Here is a 21080-nt window from a genome sequence, read left to right as displayed (position 1 = left end):
AAATATGTGCCCATACTTTCCTCAATGTTTAAAAAATGGATATGATGATTAATTTTTATACTAATTCAGTTCTATATTTATGATTTTTGAGAGACTAAACACTAAGTTTCAATTTCGAGCAATCAATTCACTTTACTTAAGAAAAGTTTGTTTCGCCAGTATTGCAAGTTCCAACTTATGGAGCGTCTCGCAATAAGCTCTTTTTATCTCAGCATCTATTTTGACATCATCATTGGTCAGTCCGTATACAATACGCCAATTACGATACCAGTCCTGTATTTCAGCCGGTTCATGCTTCACAGTCGGCCAAGTTTTAACGAGGGTTGGACTAAAAAGACGAGGAGCACCAGCAGGCAATCCGCATTTATCAATTACAGGTTTAAACTTGGCAAACGGCAATGTTTCATTCCGATCATTAAAAAGCTGTGGCCAAAAGTCTTTTCGTGAACCTGTATGAGTTGTTTTCATCGCCCAACTTTTTATGTGTTCGAATGATTCTCCATAAAGGATTTTATATAGCTTTTTGCCAAATGAAATCCGATTAGGTAAGCTTTCAAAAAAATGCAATGTATCTCCAAGCAGTATTGCTTTTCCGTGTTCTCTATATGGGAAAATCAGCTGATTCATGGAAAGAAGGTCTTGCAGCTGAAATTCTAGCGTGAAAATGGTTTGTTTTTTATAAGAAGATTTCTCCAGTAAACGTGATTGAATATAGTTTTGTTCATTAATGATTAAAGCGTTCGTTAATACATTCGAATTTGAAGTGTTCAAGAAAGATTCCCAGATGACTTCCATGAAACGGGAGATATTGAAGTGAGCCAAGAGGTGAAAGCAGGAGATGCCGGATTTTTTCGTATGTTCGTATAATAAAAGCTGCGGATATGCATCTTGAAAGATAAGCCAGTTCCCGCGCTCCAAAAAATCAAAAAACGACTGCCTCTGTTTTTCTTCCAGAAGCCATGAGAGCAGGCTGCCTTTTAAATCAGTCATATTCCAGCCGGCATTGCGTGAAACCATATGTGCTAAAAAGGCCCAATGAATTTCAGGAAATTGCACATAGAAATCTAAGTAAGCTTTCGTTCTTGTAATGTTGTTTTCATTAAGAATGCTGGTTCTTTCTTTAATTTCACGAATTATTTTCTTTTCTATAACAGATAAAGGTTTATTGTTTATTTTACTTTTCATCTTCAAGTTTTTTTTGATGGGCACTAAGTGTTCAGGCAGCTTTGAACATACAAGGAAAGGGAATTTTGATGAGATGAAAATAGGAAGACCTCCTTTCATCATTTATGACATGTTATTCAGTAAAAGCCTAATTGGTACTTAGCAGTTTGAAATTAAAAAACCTCCATAAGTCTTAAGACCCATGGAGATTAGAAGTTAATTAACTTTATATGTATCTCTATTTATTATTTTGCTTTCTGTAAGACTTCCATTTATGTATGTTTCTAAATATGTTTCGCTAATAATGTTTTTATTAGTACTGTTTAGCGTTTTACTGGATAACTTGTATTCAATGTTGGAATCTTTAGAATCGGCTGTTGAGTATATCGTAAACGTGACAGACGTTGGAGTTACTGTGCCTTCAATATAAATGGGAGCATCGTATGGATTGGTAAATGCTAAATCTTTATATGGATAGGCAATCGCTGCATCTTGTCCGATTGGAACATAGCCGACTGTCATACTGTGATTGTAGCGCGTATCCGGAATGATGCCGGCTTTTATAATGGCATTGTATAATGTAGTGCTTACTTGACAAACGCCACCGCCAAGTGAATCGACAACTTGTCCGTTTAAATAAGTGCCCGCAGGCCGATAACCCTTATCTGCTGTAGTATCGCCGATATAATCGTTAAAACTAAAAGATTCACCGGGCATAAGCAGGTAGGAGTCAATTGTTTCGGTTGCAATTTTTATATTAGTATTTCGGTTAGCTTGATTACTGGAATAGTTGGTTGTATAAGAACCAATTACATAGCGGACATTGCTTAAAGCATCGTATGTAATATCAGGACGGATTTCTTCCAAATTGGCAATAGCGGCAATGTCTTGTTTTTGATTGCTGTTTAATGCGTCCGATAATGATGTTTTTAACTGCTCTTGATCAATTTGTAAACCGCTAACGTCATTTGTAATACTAACCTGGCCATTATTGATTTTCATAGTCGCATTTAAAGGCTTTCTTTCCAAGCTTTGCCCAATTTCTGAAATCCAATTATCTAATAACATATCATCAATTGAGTAAGAAAGGGTATAGGATTGCCCTTGCTCATTTTTAATAAGATTATATTGTTCTAGTATGTTCTCATTTTTCCCAAATTGAAAGGCTTCCTCAACTTGTTTATCTAAATCATATTGAACTCCTAAATCTTGCAATTGCTTTTGGAATACTTGATCACCGGCGGTAATTGTAACGTTAATCTGATTATACTGATTAATTATATTATCGAGCTGATTTAATGCTTCTTCTTTCGTAAGTCCGCTTAAATTCCTGCCTTCAATTACTATATTAGGATAAAATCTATTTTCATACTGCGAAACCGTATCATGAAAATACAAAAAAACAGAGCCTGCTGCTATTAAAATAACCGATATGATTGATAACAGCCATATTAAAAATTTTTTCAATGCATAATTCCTCCGATAAAATGTTATTTTTATATAATAAAAACATTTATCTATATTACGACTAAACTGTATTTATATCAAGTGTTTACAGGGAAAAGATATGAACTTTTTCGAATTGTATTGATTAAATTCACAGTTTAATAATATGGAACTTTATGTAATAATTGGGATTGGGAGGAATGCGGTAATGAACAGTAATGAATTAAAAAGGAAGATCCTAAATATTGAACGAGCAATTGTTACGATGAATGAAACATTATCAGACTTGAAAAAGCAACATGCAATTTTAGTTAGGCAGGAGGCTGAGGACCAGGCTAAAATTAATGAGCAACTTGCTATAAAACAGCAACAGGAAGAAATAATAAAAAGACCAGAAGAATCGGTGGAAGCTCCACCTATTTCAATAGAAAAAGTGCATAAAGATAAGAGCTTTGATTTGTTAAAATTGTGCCAAATTTGGCTGCCGCGCATTTTCATAGGGATTATGTTGCTTGGAGTTGTGTGGTTGTTTAAGGCTGGAGTCGATGCCGGCATATTAACTCCTCCATTAAGATTAGTTTTTGGTGCATTATTAGCGGGAGGTTTATATTGGATTGGTTCAAGGCAGATTAAAGCAAGCCGAGCTCCGCTTGGTTTAGTCCTTTTAGGAGGAAGTATTGCAGCTATCGTTATTACAACATTTGCCGCACATTACTTATATGAATATATACCGGCTCCTGCCGCCTTTATATTGAATGTTTTGTGGATTGTTGCCGGAATCTTTATCGCTCATATTCATAAGTCGGAATATTTGGCTATTTTTGTTGCGTTAGGCGGATTTTTTGTACCGTTTTTAGTAAATAGCACAACTCCGAATTATTATGTTTTTCTAGGCTATGAAACACTGCTGACAATCAGTTTATTATTTTATGCAGCAGGAAAGCTTTATCGGATTTTATATATCGCTACTTATATCGTCTCACAAATTGTTTTATTCAGTTTCTTTACTATTGTTTCATTTTCGGTTATTAGTTTGCAGAATGAGATTTGCATCATATATGCGCTGTTGCAAATAGTTCTGTATTATCAGCTTATACGTAATCGTAGTTTCATTTATAATCAACGTTTAGGAATGCTTGCTTATAACGGGGTTTTATTGATATTTAGTTGTATTAATCTAGATAATGGTTCAACTGTAGCACTGTTAGCAGCATCGATTGTTTATTCCGTACTCACTTATGTAGAACTGAGAAAAGACAAGCGATCGCTTTTATCTTCTATCAGTTTCGGATTAGCGATGTTCAGTATGGCGATTGTTATTTCAAAGCAATTTGAGCAAGATATTGAAACAGTTTTATACTTGCTTCAGGGCGGTCTTGCTGTATACGTAGGGTTTATGTTGAAAAATTACTTAAAAATCATCATCGGCGGTTTTGTATATAGCTTCGGTGTTTTGTTGACGTTAATTACACCTATCTATGACATTTTATCAATGGCATTTTTTACACATCTGCTTTTAATTGCAACATTTGCAATTGTATTATTTACAACGGCAAATACTCTGATTAACAAATCGAAAGCAGGTTATCAAGTTTTCTTCTATATCTTTATGTTATTGTTGTTTGTTGTTTTAACGAAAGTTGGCGGGGCAGTAACTGATGATTCAGATGTTAACAGTCTTACAATCTCATTTTTATGGATGCTTTATGCTTCAGCAGCAATTTGGTATGGTCGTCTGCAAAATACACAAACTATTTTTAATAGAAATGAAGTTATTTATATTGGATTAGTTGTTTTATTTATTACTGTAGGCAAGCTGTTCTTCTTGGATTTAGGAATGGTGAGCATGACTATACGCGCTATTTTATTCCTCATTATCGGATCGATTGGCGTCGGGATTTCGAGAATGTTTTTTGTGAGAAAATAGTAAAAGCAGTCTGAAACTAAGTTGTTTTCAGACTGCTTTTTTCATATGCGGATTAATCGGTGAATAATGGTAAAATAAAACCGGAAGATATTCCAATTAAATGAGAATGGATGTGTTTACGAATGAACCCAACTCTAGATGGTGAATATGGGAATTGGAAAAAGAATGTTTCATTGTTTTTAGGCAGTCAATTCATTTCGATGTTCGGTTCTTCTTTAGTACAATATGCTGTTATGTGGTATATTACACTGAATACGCAATCTGGTGTAATGATGACCATCTATATTTTATGCGGCTTTTTACCGACATTTCTGCTTTCGCCTTTTTCAGGAGTGTGGGCGGACCGATACAATCGAAAAAAGTTGATTATCATTGCAGATGCGATGATCGCATTAGTAACGCTTTTATTGGCAATTGTCTTTATATCTGGTTATGATGCTTTTTGGCTGCTATTTGTTATTTGCGCAGTTCGGGCAGTCGGTACAGGAATTCAGACACCAGCAGTCGGGGCGATTATTCCGCAGATGGTACCCGAAGAATATTTAACGAAGGTGAATGGGATTAACGGAAGCATGCAAGCGATGGTCATGTTGATTTCTCCAATGGTCAGTGCTGCACTTCTTTCCGCAACAACTATTGAAATGATTTTCTTTATTGATGTAATTACTGCCGCTATTGCCATTTTTATATTATTAAAATTCTTATCTATTAAGATTCATGCAAAAGCGACAGAAAAACAGAATATTAGCTATTATGAGGACTTGAAAATTGGCTTGAAGTATATCAAGAATCATGAATTTTTAAAAATATTCTTTTTGTTTTTCGCACTTTTCTTTATTATGGCTGCTCCTGTTTCATTTTTAACTCCGTTACAAGTAACTCGAAGCTTTGGTGCTGATGTTTGGAGACTGACGGCGATTGAAGTGGCCTTTTCAATCGGAATGATGCTTGGAGGAGTTTTGGTCGCTACTATGAAAGGTTTTAAAAACAAAATTTATACGATGAGCTTGGCAAGCGTTATTTTTGGAATATGTACATTTGCTCTTGGTATTATACCAGTCTTTTGGATTTATTCTTTATTCATGGGTATCATCGGTATCGCAATGCCGTTCTTTAATACACCTTCAATGGTTTTGCTGCAGGAAAAAGTGGAAGAGAATTATTTAGGAAGAGTATTTGGCGTCTTGACAATGATTTCAACTTCAATGATGCCTTTAGGTATGCTGATATTTGGGCCGGTTGCAGATGTAATAGCCATTGAGTTGCTGCTGATTGGGACCGGAATTGTCATGTTTATTCTATCCTTCTTCTTAATTGGCAATAAAGCATTAGTTAAAGCCGGGCTAACAGAAAAACAGTAAGTACTAAAATAAGCCGAGTTAATTATAGCTTGGCTTATTTTTCTGGTTTCAAAAGAATACTAGCTTGATTGAACAGGATACACATAATAAAATGAAGCTAATAATCATCATACAGGGAGTCTATGGAAATACCAAAGTTAGTGGAGTCTCTAAATGAAAGGCGGTAACCAATCACAGTATGAAGCAATCAAAAAACAAACAGAAAAAAAAGAAAAGAGCAGCCAGATTAAGAAAGATTGTTTCTCTAATTGGCTGGACAAGCGGATTTGCAATGCTATTATACAGATTTGTATCTAAAAGAAGAGAAGAGCAGCCAATACATACAGATAGATATATTCCAATTGGAAATAGTACCAATCCAAATGGAGTTAAGGTAATGGAAGAAATTGCAGTCACAAGTGAAGTTTGTCATTCTGAGACTGTAACTGAATGTATGGAAGAAGAAGGGAAATCCATAGAACAGCTTATTCAAGATATTTTACAGAATGAACTTCATAGTGCTAAAAAAGTATGGGTGACCAATTTGAATCAAGAAGAAATGCAAGTCGAGAAGCATGTTTTTTTTGAAAATGGTCATTTCTTCTTAGGTAATAGTGAAAAAAATATAAGCCTCCAATATGTATATAAGCTGAAATATCGAAACAAGATTTATTTAGACAGGAATACCATTAATATGTAAGAAGCTATCAGCCTCAATCATCCTTGATGGGGGCTGATTTTAATTTTATAAATTCGATTTTAGTAAATTTAAAATGGGTATTTAAAGAATATACGACTTTAAAGCCTTACAGGGAGGGAACAGTATGAGATTTTGGCATATTTTCATTTTATTTTCAGGTATTATCATGCTGCTGTTAGGTGTGTTGTTTATGATTAACCCATCAAGAATTTCTATTTTATTAGTTGGGATAGTGATGATTGCATTAGGTCTTATTTTATTGGTCAATTATTTAAATGATTCTCACGAGGAAAGAGATGTCAAATGGATATTAGCAGAGGGATCCGTTACATTTTTATTGGGCGCTATATTATTCTTGGATAATGATGTTAGCGATCATACATTGAACTTTATGTTTGGTTTATGGCTTTTGTTTTCAGGATATATCAGAGTGATTGCAAGCTTTAAAGCAAGAAAGTTACATATATATGGTTGGATAGGGCTTTTATTAATAGGAGGAGTATCCGCAATTATAGGATTTATTCCGCTCATTAATAGTATCAGTATAGTTATTGTTATTAGTCTATTTTTCATTACGCAAGGTCTCAATGCTTTTAGTACGTATTATTATTTGGAAAAATTATGGTTTTCTATTTTCTGTGCGAGGTAAAGAAATAGTAGAGAATATTTGAGGAGGGGTTGAAGATGGCTGAAGAAAGAGTGTATGACATTGAATATAATGATGCTTCTGCAATTGTAGAACATGCTGTACTTGAGTATGGTGCAGATCATTTAGCGGTGCATGTAGAGCCGTGCGAAGGTGGATACTTTGTGCAAATGTTAAGAGAAGATGACAAGAATACGGCATATTTAAAAGCTCTCAGCTCTTCTATACCATATTTAGATGCATTAGATCGCTCATTAAAATTAGCTGACCAATATCATTTGAGATGGGAACCTAATTAAAATTAAGAAAAGCTAGAAAATTATATATAAAATTGCTCGGTTTTAGTTGATAGAGGCCTTACATTCATTTATAGAAATAACGAGCGCATCTATTTCACTTTCGAACTTAGTGGAAGAATTACAAATGAAAGTATCGAAATTCACTTTTTAGATTGATTAGACGATAGAAGAACCGCAAGTGTTATTCGCTTGCGGTTCTTCGTTCAACTAAGTGTTGTCTTTTTACTTCTTAAGAAAGATAAATTTCTAAAGGTTTTTCTTATTATTCATATCTTAATGCATCAATCGGACTTAACTTCGATGCGTTATTTGCTGGTAAAATGCCAAATATAATGCCAATAAATGCGGAAAAGCCAAGACCTACTAAAACAACTAATGGGCTGATTGTTGCTGTAATCGGGCTTAATTGCGATACGATTTGCGTGCCGATTGCCGCTAAACCAAGACCGATTAATCCGCCAAGCGTCGTCAATGTGACAGACTCAATCAAAAATTGCAGAAGAATTTTTCCTCTTGTCGCTCCAAGTGCTTTGCGAAGTCCGATTTCTCTCGTTCTTTCCGTTACGGAAACAAGCATAATATTCATAACACCGATTCCGCCGACTAAAAGAGAGATTCCTGCAATGCTTCCGATAAATAAAGTCATTAAAGTTATGACCGTATCCAATTCTTGTTCATATTGAGACATATCATAAGTTGAATACATACCATCTTCAAGTTGTTTTGCCTGCGTTAATGCGTCGGCCGCTAATCTTCCGGTTTCTGCAATTTGTTCCGGGTCACCGGCAATTACAGATAGCTGTTCGATCTCTCTATTGCCGAACATCATCGAAATTACTCCTCTGGGCATAAGCATTTCGCCAAACTCGCTATATCGATATTGCTCTGGTACAAGTGAAGTAAAGACACCAACGACTTTATATGGGTTGTTATTTACATCAACAATCTCTCCGATAACATTTTCAGCATCCGCAAAAAAATAATCTCTCGCTACTTCATCAATCATCACCACTCGGTTCATGCCTTCAGTATCAGCAGCATAGAAGGCACGTCCTTCTACAATTTGAAGATTTTTTGCAGAGAAGTATTCAGGTCCAACTCCCATAATCTCCATTTCACCTTGAACGTCATTATAGACCATTGGCCCCCAACCGCGATTAATTGCAATGACTGCTTCTACTCCAGGTACTTCGGAAAGAGTAATGATATCTTCAGCTGTAAGTTCCGGTTCTTCCCAATACATTTCTGAGCCGTCTTCAGTAGGGAGCGGTTCGTAATAAATATCAATAGCATTTTGATCAGTGCTGAATAATTCCTCTGTCATTTGGCTTTTTGCGCCTTGTCCGATTGCAACGATGATGATGACAGCGGCAACTCCAATGATAATACCTAACATTGTTAAGATAGCCCGTATCTTATGACCCCAAATAGATGAAAGAGCAATTTTAAAACTTTCCCACATACTCATAACGTCAACCTCTCATCAGCTGTTATCAGTCCATCTTTAAGTGTAATGACTCTTTTGGCATATGCGGCAATTTCATCTTCATGGGTAACGATAATGACCGTTTTTCCTTCTAAGTTTAGTTGAACGAATAGTTCCATTATTTGTTGACTAGTCTTAGAGTCTAAGGCGCCGGTAGGTTCATCCGCTAATAGAATAGCAGGGTTATTAACTAGCGCCCGTGCAATAGCAACACGTTGTTTTTGACCGCCTGATAGCTGGTTAGGGAAGTGAGTCATACGGTCGCCTAAACCAACCCTACTTAACATTTCTTTAGAACGTTCTTTTCTTTCAGCTTTTTTAATTCCTGCATAAATTAATGGTGACTCGACATTTTTAAGCGCATTCGATCTTGGCAATAAGAAAAATTGCTGAAAAACAAATCCGATGTGTTCATTCCTTAGTCTTGCTAATTGGCTTTCTTTAACAGAAGTGATTTCGACTTTATTTAATTCAAATGTGCCGGAAGAAGGGGTATCTAAAAAGCCAATAATATTCATTAATGTTGATTTTCCAGAACCTGAGGGTCCCATTATTGCCACAAATTCTCCTTCTTCTATCGTTAAATCAATGCCATTTAGTACAGGGACTTCCAATGACCCATTATTGTAAACTTTTTTAATATCACTCAATTTCATCATAGGAGGTCACCTCCATACCATCAAACATTCCTTCGTCCGGCATAATAACAACTAGTTCATCAAGTGCAACACCTTCTTTAATTTCAATGAACTCGTCATTCATTATACCGGTTTCAACTGTTCGTTTTTGCAAAAGACCATCAACCAAAACATAAACAATATTCATACCTTCTTCATCTTGTGTAAGCGCCATATGAGGAACAGCTAAAACATCATCCTGACCGCTCACTTTAATTTCTAAAGATACATGGAAGCCTTGACGCAATTCAGAAGTATCATCAGTAATCGCTACTTTGAATGGATACATGGTTACGCTACCGCCACCACCACCGCTATACATTTCTTCGCTGCCGCCCTCAGAGTCGGGAAATTGGGAGATTGATTCAACTACACCATTCCATTCACGATCTTTAAATACTTTCGGACGGATAATAACATCTTGGCTTTCTTTAATTTTTACGGTATCAAATTCACTCATTGACCCGATTACTTTAAATGGAGAATTCGAGATAATATGTACAACAGGTTCATTTGCACCTGATTCATTTTTCTCAATATTTTGATTTACTTTTACGACTAATCCGTCAATCTTACTGACAACAGTCATATCTTTTAATTGTTTGCTTAATTCATTGATTTGTTCTTGAATTGAAGTGATTTCAGCTTTCGTGCCTTCATATTGAATTTCCATTTGGATTTTCTCGCTTGTCAATTGGTTAACATCTTCTGCTTCTCCGTCACTTGCCTTCTTTTGAGCTTGAGTAATGCGTTTACCAAACTCAGAAATTTGCGCTTGTTCTGTTTTGCTTCTTTTTTGGAGTAAATCTCTTTCCCGAATTGCTTTGTTGTATTCATTGTTAATTTTAGTAGCATCATAAACAAATAGAGGGTCGCCGGCTTTTACGACTTGATTCTCTGTTGCTTTATATTCAACGATTTCCCCTTTTTCCGCTTCCCAAAAAACCTTTTGTTCCCTTTCCGGCACGATTTTCCCCGTTGCTAAAATACTTTCTGTCAGTTCTTGATTTTTTGCTTTCTGAACAGTGATTACCATTTCAGTAGGCTCTGTTCCTGCCATTCCGGATCCAGTGCTTCTGAAGAAGAAAACTGCAATTCCTATAACAATACCTACAATAACTACAGATACAATCCAAAACCATTTCTTTTTAATCACTTTAACCTCCTATAAATATGAAAAATTTGTAACTTATTAACTAAGTATAATAGTAATTAGGGATATTTCAACACAATTGTCGTATTTTGGAATCGATAATGAAGATTATTTGAAGATATATTAGTGTAAACGCTAATTATTTTATGATAGATAAGTAAAATTATTTTTTAATTTCCAAAAACACTATTTACAAATAACGGAAATGAATATACAATAATCAATGTAAGAAAAATTAATCAAAGGAGGTCGAAGAAAATGAAAGCACTGGCAAGAACTTTAATCAAAAAATATAACTTCATAAAAATACATTCGACCTTTGTGGATCGTATAGTTTGTTAATGAAAAACACTTTTATTAATTATAAACATTTCGGCCGCAGGAGAATGTTGTTTTCTGCGGCTTTGTTATGCTTAAAAAAGGGGTTAGTATGCCTTCTTGTATGACAGCACTAATTCAAAGCCGCAGGATTCTTTCTTGCGGTTTATTTATATTTCATTGAAAGGAGGTGATATACCATGACATTAAATTTATTGTTTTTTACTGTGACACTTAAATTAAATAAAGTCTCTAATGATTTTATGACTAAAGAGGGATTACAGCATGAAAAAATTGAAAAGCTTAGAGATGAGAATTATCTGAAAGTGGTTAAAAGCGGCTTCTTCTGGTAAGTGAAACTTGATGAAAAATAAATGAAAGGTGGAGATGATAATGAGAAGAATTATTACAATTAAAAAGGGGAAGTTGTGGATTTTGGCAGATAGCAGCTAACGAAACTGTACGAGAATAATCCTGTTGTGTTGATAAAAAGCTGTCCGAATATAGACGGACAGCTTTTCAACTTCTTAAGTGTAAAATTTTTGATTGGAGAAACAATTATGATTGTAATCATCTCCGATTGGCATCTTAGCAAAGGATCTGTACTTCACCAAAGAGGACTGGTGATGGTCTGTCTTACCGAAACATACTCACTTTCTGCAAATGAACATGTGTATTATCTTGATTGATTCTTTCCAAATAAATATTGGTTGTAGAAATATCAGAATGTCCAGCCATATCTTTGACGATCGCAAGCGGTACATCATTTTCAAGCATCATTGTCACAAATGTATGACGGAACCAGTGCGGTGATACTTGCTGTTGTTTACCAGCTAGTTGCACAGCTTCTTTAACGATTTTATACAAACTCGGATAAGTTAGCCGCTTTTTGTGCTGAAGCAAGTCTTTTCGATTATATAAGGAGAAGAAAAGCGGGCTGACATCGTATGTATCGATTTCAACAGGCTCTCCTAAACTTCTTCGATACTTAAACAACAACTGCTCTGTTTCCTCTTTAATCGGAATCGTCCGCGGTTTGTTTCCTTTCCCGATTACATCAACATACAGATAGCCTTGTCGATTATAGCGGAAACTTCCCCAATTCAAGCTTAACAATTCATTAGCTCGCAGGCCGGTCGTGTAGAGGAGGTAGCCAATCAATAAATTGCGAATTTCAAGCTGCTCGCGATTTGTTTCTGATTTAACCACTTTTGGAAAACAAGATATTAAATATTCGGCATCTCTTTGATTCAATTCTCGCACCTGAACTCTAGTTTGACTCGTTTCTGTTCGAGTTTCTTCTATTATATAGTGTCCTTTTTTTGCAGACGGCTTTTGAATCCAGGTTGAAAGGTGAGCTTTATAAAATTGTGATTCATAGCCAAAGTCCAATAAACGACGAAAGAACTCCAATTTACGAATAGCCGATTTAGCCGCATATTTTTCTTTAATATATTTATTATAAGCCTTCACTTCCGGAAAACCGATATCACGGAAGGAAAGGGAGTGGTCGATCATAAACAGCAATAATGTTTTTGCATCCGAGCGGTATGCTTTAATCGTATGAGCAGAAAGCTTTTTATCAGGGGTAAAGATTTTTTCCATAAAGAAGATTTCCAAAAAGTCTTGCTCGCTGCAATCGGCCAGTGTTAAATTTCTATTTTCATCAAGCAGGCGACGCTGCTCTAAATTGTTCTGCAAGTCCAATAAGTAATTCTCATTAGTTAGTTGATTTAATACCGATAAATCATTCATCCCATAATCTCCTGTTAGTATAACTATAATAGTATTATGTAAAGTAAAGATAATACCTAATTATCTTTACTTACTATATTATCATAGAAAAGTATAATTGAGTAGCAAGATTTAAATTAAATATCCAATATTTAGTGTGTTGTAGAAACGCTCTCAGACGAAATTATCTTCATGAAGTTGGATAAGTACCTGTCTCATTTCGTTCTAGGTGCGTATTGTAAAAATGCTATTATTTTCACTAAATATAGCTCATTTTAATACATTAACTGGAAATAAAGGAGCGTAATTATGATAATCTATAGAATGCGAGGAAATATATTGCAAAATATGAAAATAATCGTTAGAATTGAAATACTTAAATGAATATTTGCATTTAGGAAAATATTGCAGGAGGCAAAGGGATGGCAAAGATTGAATTGAAAAATATTCATAAAAAATATGACAACAGCGACCACTATACAGTTAAAGATATCAGCTTTGATATTGAAGAAAAAGAATTCCTCGTATTAGTTGGTCCTTCAGGTTGCGGCAAATCGACGATGCTGCGAATGATAGCAGGCTTAGAAAACATTTCAGATGGTGAACTAATCATAAATGGCAAAAAGGTAAATGACGTCGAACCGAAAAATCGCGACATTTCGATGGTTTTTCAAAATTATGCATTATATCCGCACATGACAGTGTTCGATAATATGGCATTCGGACTAAAGATCAAAAAGGTTCCTAAGAAAGAAATCGTACAAAAAGTTCAAGAAGCAGCCGAAATCCTTGGATTAACGGATTTGCTAAAAAGAAAGCCGAAAGAATTATCAGGCGGACAAAGACAACGTGTTGCATTAGGCCGAGCTATCGTAAAACAATCCGGCATTTGCTTAATGGATGAACCGCTTTCAAACTTAGATGCGAAATTGCGTGTGCAAATGAGAGCAGAAATAACGAAGCTTCACAGAAAGATGGATACGACAACAATTTACGTTACTCACGATCAAACAGAAGCGATGACAATGGCAACTCGTATCGTCATTATGAAAGATGGTGTGATACAACAAATCGGTACGCCTAAAGAAGTTTATCGTAAACCGAATAATAAATTTGTTGCCAGCTTTATAGGTTCTCCAGGCATGAACTTCCTTGAAGGTAAAATTTCCGGAAATCAATTTATTATAACAGAGGGCAAAGCTACGTATACATTTAGCGAAAAAGAACAAAAACTGGTTAAAGCAAACAATAATAGAAATGTGATCTTAGGAATTCGTCCGGAAAGTATTACAATTTCCAAAGAGAAAACACCATTTGAAGTAACAGTTGATTTAGTAGAGGTTATTGGTGCCGAAATGTATGTTCATACAAAAAATAAAAACCATTCAATTGTTATTAAAGCGGTTACAGACGATTCATTGGAAGTTGGATCAACGGTTTATTTAAAATTTGAAGATGATACTGTTCATTTGTTCGATCAAGAAAAAGAGAATAGATTGGTAATAGAAGATTAATTTTATAGTTGAGGATTAAATTACCATGTGATATATTTTATGTAAGTAATGCAAACGTTTTCGTAAATTTCAAAAAGATCTCCAAGAGATTTTTTTATTAAAAGAATTTATATACATAACCTAATAGATTCTTAACTTTGAAGTTTTATGCAAACGATTTCATTGCGCTATTTATTTAATCGAAAAGAGGGGTTTTTAATGGGAAAGAAAAAGTTATTCTCAGGTCTTATGGCAACAGCTTTAACAACTAGTGTATTGTTAGCTGCTTGTTCATCTGGCGGAGAAGAGTCAAGCGGGTCAGAAAGCAAAGATAAGACAGTTGTTGATGTTTTTCAATTCAAAGTAGAGTTTAAAGACCAATTTGAAGCTTTAGCTGAACAATACGAAGAATTAAATGATGGTATTGAAATCAACATTACTTCTGTCGGCGGCGGTGAAGATTATGGTGCTGCTTTAAAATCTAAGTTTGCTTCAGGCAATGAACCGGCTATCTACAATGTCGGCGGTCCTCAAGACGTAAAGGATTGGCAAGACTCATTAGCTGATCTGTCTGATACTGAAGCGGCTGCAGTTGCTTTAGATGGGACACTTGACGGAGTGACAACAGACAGCAAAGTGCTTGGATTGCCGTACAACCAAGAAGGATACGGCTTCCTATATAACAAAGAAGTCTTCGAAAAAGCAGGCATTAAACCTGAAGAGATTACAAGTTATGATAATTTAGTAAAAGCTGTAGAAACATTGGACAGCAAAAAAGAAGATTTAGGACTTAAGGCTGTATTTGCATTGCCTGGTAAAGAAACATGGGTAACAGGATTGCATTTATCTAATACGTTCATTGCTCCTGAATTTGACGGCAATGTTGTAACAGCATTTGAATCCGGTAAAGTTGATTTCACTTATGGAGACGCTTTCAAAAATGTGTTGGATCTTCAAAATAAATATTCTGTACAGCCAACTGTAAGCTTAGATTATTCACAACAAGTGGAAGAGTTATTCTCTCTTGGCAATGTAGCGATTATTCAGCAAGGTAACTGGGTGTATGGTTCTATCGCAGGTATCGATCAAGAATTTGCTGATAGCAATGTAGGCATTCTGCCAATTCCGGTTGAAGGTTATAAAGAAGACAGCATCCCTGTCGGTGTACCAATGTATTGGGGTGTAAACAGCAACAAAGATGAGAAAGTAATTGAAGCTGCAAAAGATTTCTTGGACTGGATGTATACTTCTGAAGAAGGTAAAGAAGCGGTCCTTACTGAATTTAAGTTTATTCCGGCTTATGAAGGTTATGATGTAAGCAAAATTTCCGACCCGCTTTCTAAAGCTGTTTACGAATATGCAACAGCTGGCAAAACAATTGGCTGGACATTCATGGGATACCCTACAGGTTGGGGACAAAATGAACTTGGTGTCAGCATTCAAAAATATTTAAGCGGCGAAGCGAAATGGGATGAGGTTGTTTCTGAAACTCAAGCAGCCTGGGAGAAAAACAGATAAATAGAATGATTACTGACATGACGCAGAAGATCTAATTCTTCTGTGTCATGCGCTTTATATAGTAATCGTATTCACGCTTAACAAGGAGGCATTCATTCAGATGCGAACAAAAAGTTTATCCTATTGGCTGTTCTTAGCGCCTGTTCTACTCGCTCTATCAATTGTCGTTTTAATACCTTTATTTTATGGGGTTTATTATTCATTTACAGACTGGAACGGTATACAGGTTAACAATTTTGTCGGTTTCCAGCATTACATTGAGTTATTCCAAGATGAGGATTTCAGAAACTCAATGATATTTACTGTTAAATTTTCGGTTGTATCCATCATTATGATTAATTTGATTGGTTTAGGTCTTGCTTTAATTGTAACTTCAAGAATTAAAAGCAGCAGTTTCTTGCGGACAATCTTCTTTATGCCGAACTTAATCGGCGGGCTGATTTTAGGTTTCATCTGGCAATTCATTTTCTTGAAAGTATTTTCAAGTATCGGGGATTTGATTGGCATGGAACAACTGCAAGGCTGGCTATCGACAACAGAAACCGGCTTCTGGGGATTAGTTATTTTAATGAGCTGGCAAATGGCGGGTTACATTATGATCATTTATATTGCCCATCTGGAAGGATTGCCAACAGAGCTGTTAGAAGCTGCCGCTATTGATGGAGCTACTGTTGCTCAGCGTTTCCGCTACATCATTTTTCCGTTAGTGGCTCCGGCCTTTACAGTAAGTATGTTCTTGACTTTATCTAATTCTTTTAAACTATATGACCAAAACTTATCTTTAACAGCAGGCGGTCCATATGATTCGACGCAAATGGTTGCAATGAATATTTTCAGAAGCGCTTTTTCCGAAAATCAAATGGCTTATGCATCTGCGAAAGCGGTCATTTTCTTCATTATTGTTGCGGCAATCTCACTAATTCAAGTTTATTACAATAAGAAAAGGGAGGTAGAAATGTAATGAGAAGAAGGTATTTACTATTTGTAGAAATATTAGGCATCATTTTGGCTCTTATATGGCTAGCTCCTTTCTATTTAATGATTGTTAACTCATTTAAAACAAAGAAAGAAATCTTTACGGATACATTAAGTTTTCCGGCTGCATTTAGCCTCGAAAACTACTATGATGCCTTTGAAAGATTGAGCTTTTTGCAAACCTTATTAAACTCTGTAGTTATTACAGTAGTAAGCGTTGGGATCATTATTATTTTCTCTTCAATGGCAGCTTACGCTTTATCTCGAAACAAGAGCAAGATCAGCAGTATACTATTCTTTATTTTTATTGCTGCGATGCTGATTCCTTTCCAATCTGTTATGATTCCGCTTATTTCAATATTCGGTAAATTAGATTTACTAAATCGCATCGGGATTATTTTTATGTATTTAGGTTTCGGTAGCAGTTTATCGATTTTCTTATTTTACGGTGCTCTATCCGGTATCCCCAAAACAGTTGATGAAGCAGCTAGGATTGACGGAGCATCTAACTTTCAAATTTTCTGGCATATCATTTTCCCGATGTTAAAGCCAATCACTGTAACAGTAGGGATTTTGAATACAATTTGGATTTGGAATGACTATTTATTGCCTTCTCTTGTTATAAATCAGCAAGGAATGGAAACAATTCCGCTGAAAATGTTCTATTTCTTCGGCGAATATACAAAACAATGGCATTTAGCACTTGCAGGATTAACATTAGCGATTATTCCGGTTATTATCGGCTACTTTTTGGCACAGAAACATATCATTAAAGGTGTTTCAGAAGGTGCTGTTAAACAATAATATTTCAACATAAATGAGAGAAAGCAGGTATATGAGAAATGACGGGAAGTAATTGGTGGAAAGAAGCGGTTGTATATCAAATATACCCGCGAAGCTTTTATGACAGTAATGGTGATGGTATAGGCGATCTTCAAGGTGTTATTCAGAAACTTGATTATTTAGCCGGACTAGGTATTGATGTTATCTGGCTTTGCCCGGTCTATAAATCTCCTAATGATGACAATGGTTACGATATTAGCGATTATGAAGATATTATGGAAGACTTCGGAACAATGGATGATTTTGATCAACTGCTGGATGAAGCACATAAGCGCGGAATTAAAATCATCATGGATCTTGTGCTCAATCATACGAGTGACGAACATCCTTGGTTTATCGAATCAAAATCATCCTTAAATAATCCGAAGCGTGATTGGTATATATGGGCTGATGGCAAAAACGGCGCCGAACCGAATAATTGGGAATCAATTTTCAGCGGCTCCGCTTGGGAATGGGACAATCAAACAAAGCAATATTATATGCACTTGTTTTCCACGAAACAGCCTGATTTGAACTGGGAAAATGCTGACGTTCGCCAAGCCTTATATGATATGGTGAATCGCTGGATTGATAAAGGAATTGACGGCTTTAGAATAGATGCCATTAGTCATATTAAGAAAAAACCTGGTTTTCCGGATATGCCGAGTGAAGGAAATAAACCATATGTTGAATGCTTCCCATATATGTCCAATTACGAAGGAATAGATGAGCATCTCCGTGAGTTTGTCGATTCGACGATAAAAGGAAAAGACTTAATGACAGTAGGAGAGGCGAATGGCGTTTCCTTAAAAGATATACATAAATGGGTCGGAGAAGAAGACGGTTACTTTAATATGATCTTCCAATTCGAACATTTAAGGCTATGGAATAAGTATGAAAACGGATATGTTGACGTTCAGCAGCTTATGAAAATTTTATCCGACTGGCAATACACATTAGAAAACGACGGCTGGAATGCTCTATTCTTTGAAAATCACGATCTGACAAGAAGTGTTTCTACATTGGGAGATGACACTCTTTATCGCGAAGAAAGCGCAAAAATGCTTGGTGCTCTATACTTCTTTATGAAAGGTACGCCATTTATTTACCAAGGCCAGGAAATCGGCATGACAAATGCGTATTATATGAATATTGAAGATTATAATGATGTCGGAATGTTAAAATTTTACGCAATTGAACGAGAAAAAGGCGTTCCGCATGATGAACTGATCGAGATCTTGAAAAGGACATGCCGGGATAATGGACGAAGCCCGATGCAGTGGAATGATGCTCCATTCGGCGGTTTTACAAGTGGGGATCGCACTTGGCTTGGGGTTAATCCGAATTATAAAGAAATCAACGTTGCAGAGCAAGAAACAAATGAAGATTCCGTACTATCGTTCTACAAAAAAATGATTGCATTGCGTAAACAAGAAAAAGTGTTTGTCTATGGAAAATACGAGTATTTAAACAATAATCATCCGAATATTGTCGCTTATACGCGCACAATGGAACAAACAAAAGCGCTTATTTTATGTAATTTCGGTAAAGAAGCACTAAAACATACAGTGCCGATTGAAAACGGCGAGCTTATTTTGCATAACTACAAAGAAGTAAATGACGAGCATATGTTGCAGCCTTATGAAGTGAGAGTGTATTTAATTTAATCTTTGAATAGCAGGTGAACAATATTGAAAGCAAATTGGTGGAAGAATGCAGTAGTGTATCAAATTTATCCGAAAAGCTTTTTGGATACAAATAATGATGGTATTGGCGATTTGCAAGGAATCATCAGTAAATTGGACTACTTGAAAGAATTAGGTGTCGATGTTCTTTGGCTTTCTCCTATCTATGCTTCCCCCCAAGCGGATAATGGCTATGACATAAGCGATTATGAACAAATTGATCCTTTATACGGTTCAATGGCAGACTTTGAGCAATTGCTCGAAGCTGCCCATAATCGGGATATAAAACTGATGATGGATGTGGTCGTTAATCACACTTCCGATGAGCATCATTGGTTTATTGAGTCAAGGAAAAGCAAAGATAACCAATATCGGGATTACTATATTTGGAAGGAAGGCATTGCAGATGAACCGCCTACGAATTGGGGTTCAGTCTTCAGTGGTTCGGCATGGGAATATGATGAAGCTACAGAACAATACTATTTACACTTGTTTGATAAAAAACAGCCCGATCTAAACTGGGAAAATCCGCTCGTCCGAGATGAAGTTTATAAAATGATGAGATTTTGGTTAGATAAAGGTGTTGATGGCTTCCGATTGGATGTCATCAATTTTATTTCGAAAAACACTTCTTATCCAAACGGCGCACTTGCGGCAGGTCAAAAGTATGCGGACGGCAGTGCTCATTTTATGAATGGGCCAAGAATTCATGAGTTCTTGCATGAAATGAACAAAGAAGTTTTTTCGAAGTACGATATGATGACGGTCGGGGAAATGCCGGGCACTTCTCCTGAAGATGCCGCTGTATACACAAATCCTGACAATGACGAATTGCAGATGATTTTTACGTTTGAACATATGAATTTAGATTGTGAGAACGGTGAGAAATGGCAATTAAAGCCTTTGAACTTAGTTGATTTAAAATCTAATTTTGAAAAATGGCAAACAGCTTTATTCAATAAAGGCTGGAATAGCCTATATTGGAACAATCATGATCAGCCGAGAATCGTTTCGCGTTTCGGAAATGACCAACAATTCCGGGAGAAGTCAGCGAAAATGCTGGCTACTTGTCTGCACATGATGCAAGGCACACCTTATATTTACCAAGGCGAAGAAATCGGCATGACGAATGTGCAGTTTGAGAGATTGGAAGATTACAGAGATGTTGAACTGTTGAATATGTATAATGAGAAAAAAGAACAAGGCTGGTCACACGAGCGTATTATGGAGGCTATATATACAAAAGGGAGAGATAACGCCCGTACTCCTTTTCAATGGAACGATAAACGTTATGCAGGTTTCTCCGATACTCTGCCATGGATTCCGGTAAATCCTCGTTATTCTGTGATTAATGCACAAGCCGCATTAGAAGACGCTAATTCTATCTACTATTATTATCAGAAATTGATTCGATTAAGAAAGCAATTGGATGTCATTACGACAGGAAGTTTTCAATTATTAATGAAGGAACATGAAGATGTTTTTGCATATAAGCGAATAAGTGAAACAGATACATTGGTTATTCTTTGTAATTTTTCTGAAAAATTGATAAATTTGAGGAATGAATCTTTTATAAACAGTCTAGAGAAAGCTGAAATCCTCATTACAAATGAAGAGGACAGGGAAATTCATACACTGAAGCCGTATGAAGCAACTGTTTATAAATTTTAGATAAGACCGCCGGCAAACTTACAGGA

General features: G+C 35.9%; 18 protein-coding genes. 12 read left to right on the top strand and 6 right to left on the bottom strand.

Annotation, left to right across the window (positions count from 1 at the left end; translation table 11 throughout):
• Nucleotides 1–132: 132 nt before the first annotated feature.
• The gene (locus IEO70_RS08095) at nucleotides 133–1185 is read right to left on the bottom strand and encodes a DUF2515 family protein (protein ID WP_235973544.1); all 1053 of its coding nucleotides are present in this window, start codon (nucleotides 1183–1185) and stop codon (nucleotides 133–135) included.
• A gap of 195 nt (nucleotides 1186–1380) precedes the next feature.
• Nucleotides 1381–2631 carry a VanW family protein gene (locus IEO70_RS08090; RefSeq protein WP_190997868.1) on the bottom strand — a complete coding sequence of 417 codons (1251 nt, stop codon included), beginning with the start codon at nucleotides 2629–2631 and terminating at the stop codon, nucleotides 1381–1383.
• 187 nt (nucleotides 2632–2818) lie between these two features.
• On the opposite strand from IEO70_RS08090, the gene IEO70_RS08085 reads away from it, so the two are divergent.
• The 5 genes from IEO70_RS08085 (at nucleotide 2819) to IEO70_RS08065 (ending at nucleotide 7522) form a co-directional block, all read left to right on the top strand.
• Nucleotides 2819–4537, top strand: a complete 1719-nt coding sequence (locus IEO70_RS08085; RefSeq protein WP_190997867.1) for a DUF2339 domain-containing protein — start codon at nucleotides 2819–2821, stop codon at nucleotides 4535–4537.
• A 122-nt stretch (nucleotides 4538–4659) separates the two neighbouring features.
• A complete protein-coding gene (locus IEO70_RS08080; RefSeq protein ID WP_190997866.1) occupies nucleotides 4660–5898 on the top strand; it encodes an MFS transporter in 1239 nt (412 codons plus the stop codon).
• A gap of 178 nt (nucleotides 5899–6076) precedes the next feature.
• Entirely contained in the window at nucleotides 6077–6577 is a 501-nt protein-coding gene (locus IEO70_RS08075; protein WP_190997865.1) for a hypothetical protein, read from the top strand.
• 124 nt (nucleotides 6578–6701) lie between these two features.
• Nucleotides 6702–7226: a DUF308 domain-containing protein gene (locus IEO70_RS08070; RefSeq protein WP_190997864.1), complete on the top strand. Its 525-nt coding sequence runs from the start codon at nucleotides 6702–6704 to the stop codon at nucleotides 7224–7226.
• A 35-nt stretch (nucleotides 7227–7261) separates the two neighbouring features.
• Nucleotides 7262–7522: a hypothetical protein gene (locus IEO70_RS08065; protein ID WP_190997863.1), complete on the top strand. Its 261-nt coding sequence runs from the start codon at nucleotides 7262–7264 to the stop codon at nucleotides 7520–7522.
• A gap of 262 nt (nucleotides 7523–7784) precedes the next feature.
• Here IEO70_RS08065 and IEO70_RS08060 read toward each other — a convergent pair whose 3' ends face one another.
• The 3 genes from IEO70_RS08060 to IEO70_RS08050 are packed head-to-tail and all read right to left on the bottom strand — an operon-like array spanning nucleotide 7785 to nucleotide 10841.
• Nucleotides 7785–8990: an ABC transporter permease gene (locus IEO70_RS08060; RefSeq protein WP_190997862.1), complete on the bottom strand. Its 1206-nt coding sequence runs from the start codon at nucleotides 8988–8990 to the stop codon at nucleotides 7785–7787.
• On the bottom strand, nucleotides 8987–9667 hold the full coding sequence (locus tag IEO70_RS08055; RefSeq protein ID WP_190997861.1) for an ABC transporter ATP-binding protein: 681 nt from the start codon (nucleotides 9665–9667) through the stop codon (nucleotides 8987–8989). Before IEO70_RS08055 ends, IEO70_RS08060 begins: the two co-directional genes overlap by 4 nt.
• On the bottom strand, nucleotides 9651–10841 hold the full coding sequence (locus IEO70_RS08050; protein ID WP_190997860.1) for an efflux RND transporter periplasmic adaptor subunit: 1191 nt from the start codon (nucleotides 10839–10841) through the stop codon (nucleotides 9651–9653). The genes IEO70_RS08055 and IEO70_RS08050 overlap by 17 nt, the downstream gene beginning before the upstream one ends.
• Nucleotides 10842–11356: 515 nt before the next feature.
• Between IEO70_RS08050 and IEO70_RS08045 the strand changes: the two genes are divergently transcribed.
• Entirely contained in the window at nucleotides 11357–11509 is a 153-nt protein-coding gene (locus tag IEO70_RS08045; RefSeq protein ID WP_190997859.1) for a YrzI family small protein, read from the top strand.
• A gap of 283 nt (nucleotides 11510–11792) precedes the next feature.
• Here IEO70_RS08045 and IEO70_RS08040 read toward each other — a convergent pair whose 3' ends face one another.
• Nucleotides 11793–12911 carry a tyrosine-type recombinase/integrase gene (locus tag IEO70_RS08040; RefSeq protein ID WP_190997858.1) on the bottom strand — a complete coding sequence of 373 codons (1119 nt, stop codon included), beginning with the start codon at nucleotides 12909–12911 and terminating at the stop codon, nucleotides 11793–11795.
• 401 nt (nucleotides 12912–13312) lie between these two features.
• Here IEO70_RS08040 and IEO70_RS08035 point away from each other — a divergent pair, with 401 nt between their 5' ends.
• The 6 genes from IEO70_RS08035 (at nucleotide 13313) to IEO70_RS08010 (ending at nucleotide 21054) form a co-directional block, all read left to right on the top strand.
• The gene (locus tag IEO70_RS08035; protein ID WP_190997857.1) at nucleotides 13313–14404 is read left to right on the top strand and encodes an ABC transporter ATP-binding protein; all 1092 of its coding nucleotides are present in this window, start codon (nucleotides 13313–13315) and stop codon (nucleotides 14402–14404) included.
• 198 nt (nucleotides 14405–14602) lie between these two features.
• Nucleotides 14603–15901, top strand: a complete 1299-nt coding sequence (locus IEO70_RS08030) for an ABC transporter substrate-binding protein (RefSeq protein ID WP_190997856.1) — start codon at nucleotides 14603–14605, stop codon at nucleotides 15899–15901.
• A gap of 100 nt (nucleotides 15902–16001) precedes the next feature.
• Nucleotides 16002–16862, top strand: a complete 861-nt coding sequence (locus tag IEO70_RS08025) for a carbohydrate ABC transporter permease (RefSeq protein ID WP_190997855.1) — start codon at nucleotides 16002–16004, stop codon at nucleotides 16860–16862.
• A complete protein-coding gene (locus IEO70_RS08020) occupies nucleotides 16862–17680 on the top strand; it encodes a carbohydrate ABC transporter permease (RefSeq protein WP_190997854.1) in 819 nt (272 codons plus the stop codon). Before IEO70_RS08025 ends, IEO70_RS08020 begins: the two co-directional genes overlap by 1 nt.
• 38 nt (nucleotides 17681–17718) lie before the next feature.
• Complete coding sequence (locus IEO70_RS08015) at nucleotides 17719–19365, top strand: glycoside hydrolase family 13 protein (protein WP_190997853.1); 1647 nt, start codon at nucleotides 17719–17721, stop codon at nucleotides 19363–19365.
• 21 nt (nucleotides 19366–19386) lie between these two features.
• The gene (locus tag IEO70_RS08010) at nucleotides 19387–21054 is read left to right on the top strand and encodes a glycoside hydrolase family 13 protein (RefSeq protein ID WP_190997891.1); all 1668 of its coding nucleotides are present in this window, start codon (nucleotides 19387–19389) and stop codon (nucleotides 21052–21054) included.
• Nucleotides 21055–21080: the final 26 nt, after the last annotated feature.

This window comes from Peribacillus faecalis (genome assembly GCF_014712675.1).
Lineage (GTDB): Bacteria > Bacillota > Bacilli > Bacillales > DSM-1321 > Bacillus_AD > Bacillus_AD faecalis.
Note: the sequence above shows the minus strand (reverse complement) of the source record. Positions and strands in the feature narration are given on the sequence as shown.

Excerpts from the sequence above, each read along its gene's own strand:
- IEO70_RS08045 (WP_190997859.1), top strand. The coding sequence starts at position 11,357 with ATGACATTAAATTTATTGTTTTTTACTGTGACACTTAAATTAAATAAA.
- IEO70_RS08020 (WP_190997854.1), top strand. The coding sequence starts at position 16,862 with ATGAGAAGAAGGTATTTACTATTTGTAGAAATATTAGGCATCATTTTG.
- IEO70_RS08040 (WP_190997858.1), bottom strand. The coding sequence starts at position 12,911 with ATGAATGATTTATCGGTATTAAATCAACTAACTAATGAGAATTACTTA.
- IEO70_RS08055 (WP_190997861.1), bottom strand. The coding sequence starts at position 9,667 with ATGATGAAATTGAGTGATATTAAAAAAGTTTACAATAATGGGTCATTG.
- IEO70_RS08085 (WP_190997867.1), top strand. The coding sequence starts at position 2,819 with ATGAACAGTAATGAATTAAAAAGGAAGATCCTAAATATTGAACGAGCA.
- IEO70_RS08035 (WP_190997857.1), top strand. The coding sequence starts at position 13,313 with ATGGCAAAGATTGAATTGAAAAATATTCATAAAAAATATGACAACAGC.
- IEO70_RS08075 (WP_190997865.1), top strand. The coding sequence starts at position 6,077 with ATGAAGCAATCAAAAAACAAACAGAAAAAAAAGAAAAGAGCAGCCAGA.
- IEO70_RS08095 (WP_235973544.1), bottom strand. The coding sequence starts at position 1,185 with ATGAAAAGTAAAATAAACAATAAACCTTTATCTGTTATAGAAAAGAAA.
- IEO70_RS08060 (WP_190997862.1), bottom strand. The coding sequence starts at position 8,990 with ATGAGTATGTGGGAAAGTTTTAAAATTGCTCTTTCATCTATTTGGGGT.
- IEO70_RS08015 (WP_190997853.1), top strand. The coding sequence starts at position 17,719 with ATGACGGGAAGTAATTGGTGGAAAGAAGCGGTTGTATATCAAATATAC.
- IEO70_RS08030 (WP_190997856.1), top strand. The coding sequence starts at position 14,603 with ATGGGAAAGAAAAAGTTATTCTCAGGTCTTATGGCAACAGCTTTAACA.
- IEO70_RS08065 (WP_190997863.1), top strand. The coding sequence starts at position 7,262 with ATGGCTGAAGAAAGAGTGTATGACATTGAATATAATGATGCTTCTGCA.
- IEO70_RS08070 (WP_190997864.1), top strand. The coding sequence starts at position 6,702 with ATGAGATTTTGGCATATTTTCATTTTATTTTCAGGTATTATCATGCTG.
- IEO70_RS08025 (WP_190997855.1), top strand. The coding sequence starts at position 16,002 with ATGCGAACAAAAAGTTTATCCTATTGGCTGTTCTTAGCGCCTGTTCTA.
- IEO70_RS08080 (WP_190997866.1), top strand. The coding sequence starts at position 4,660 with ATGAACCCAACTCTAGATGGTGAATATGGGAATTGGAAAAAGAATGTT.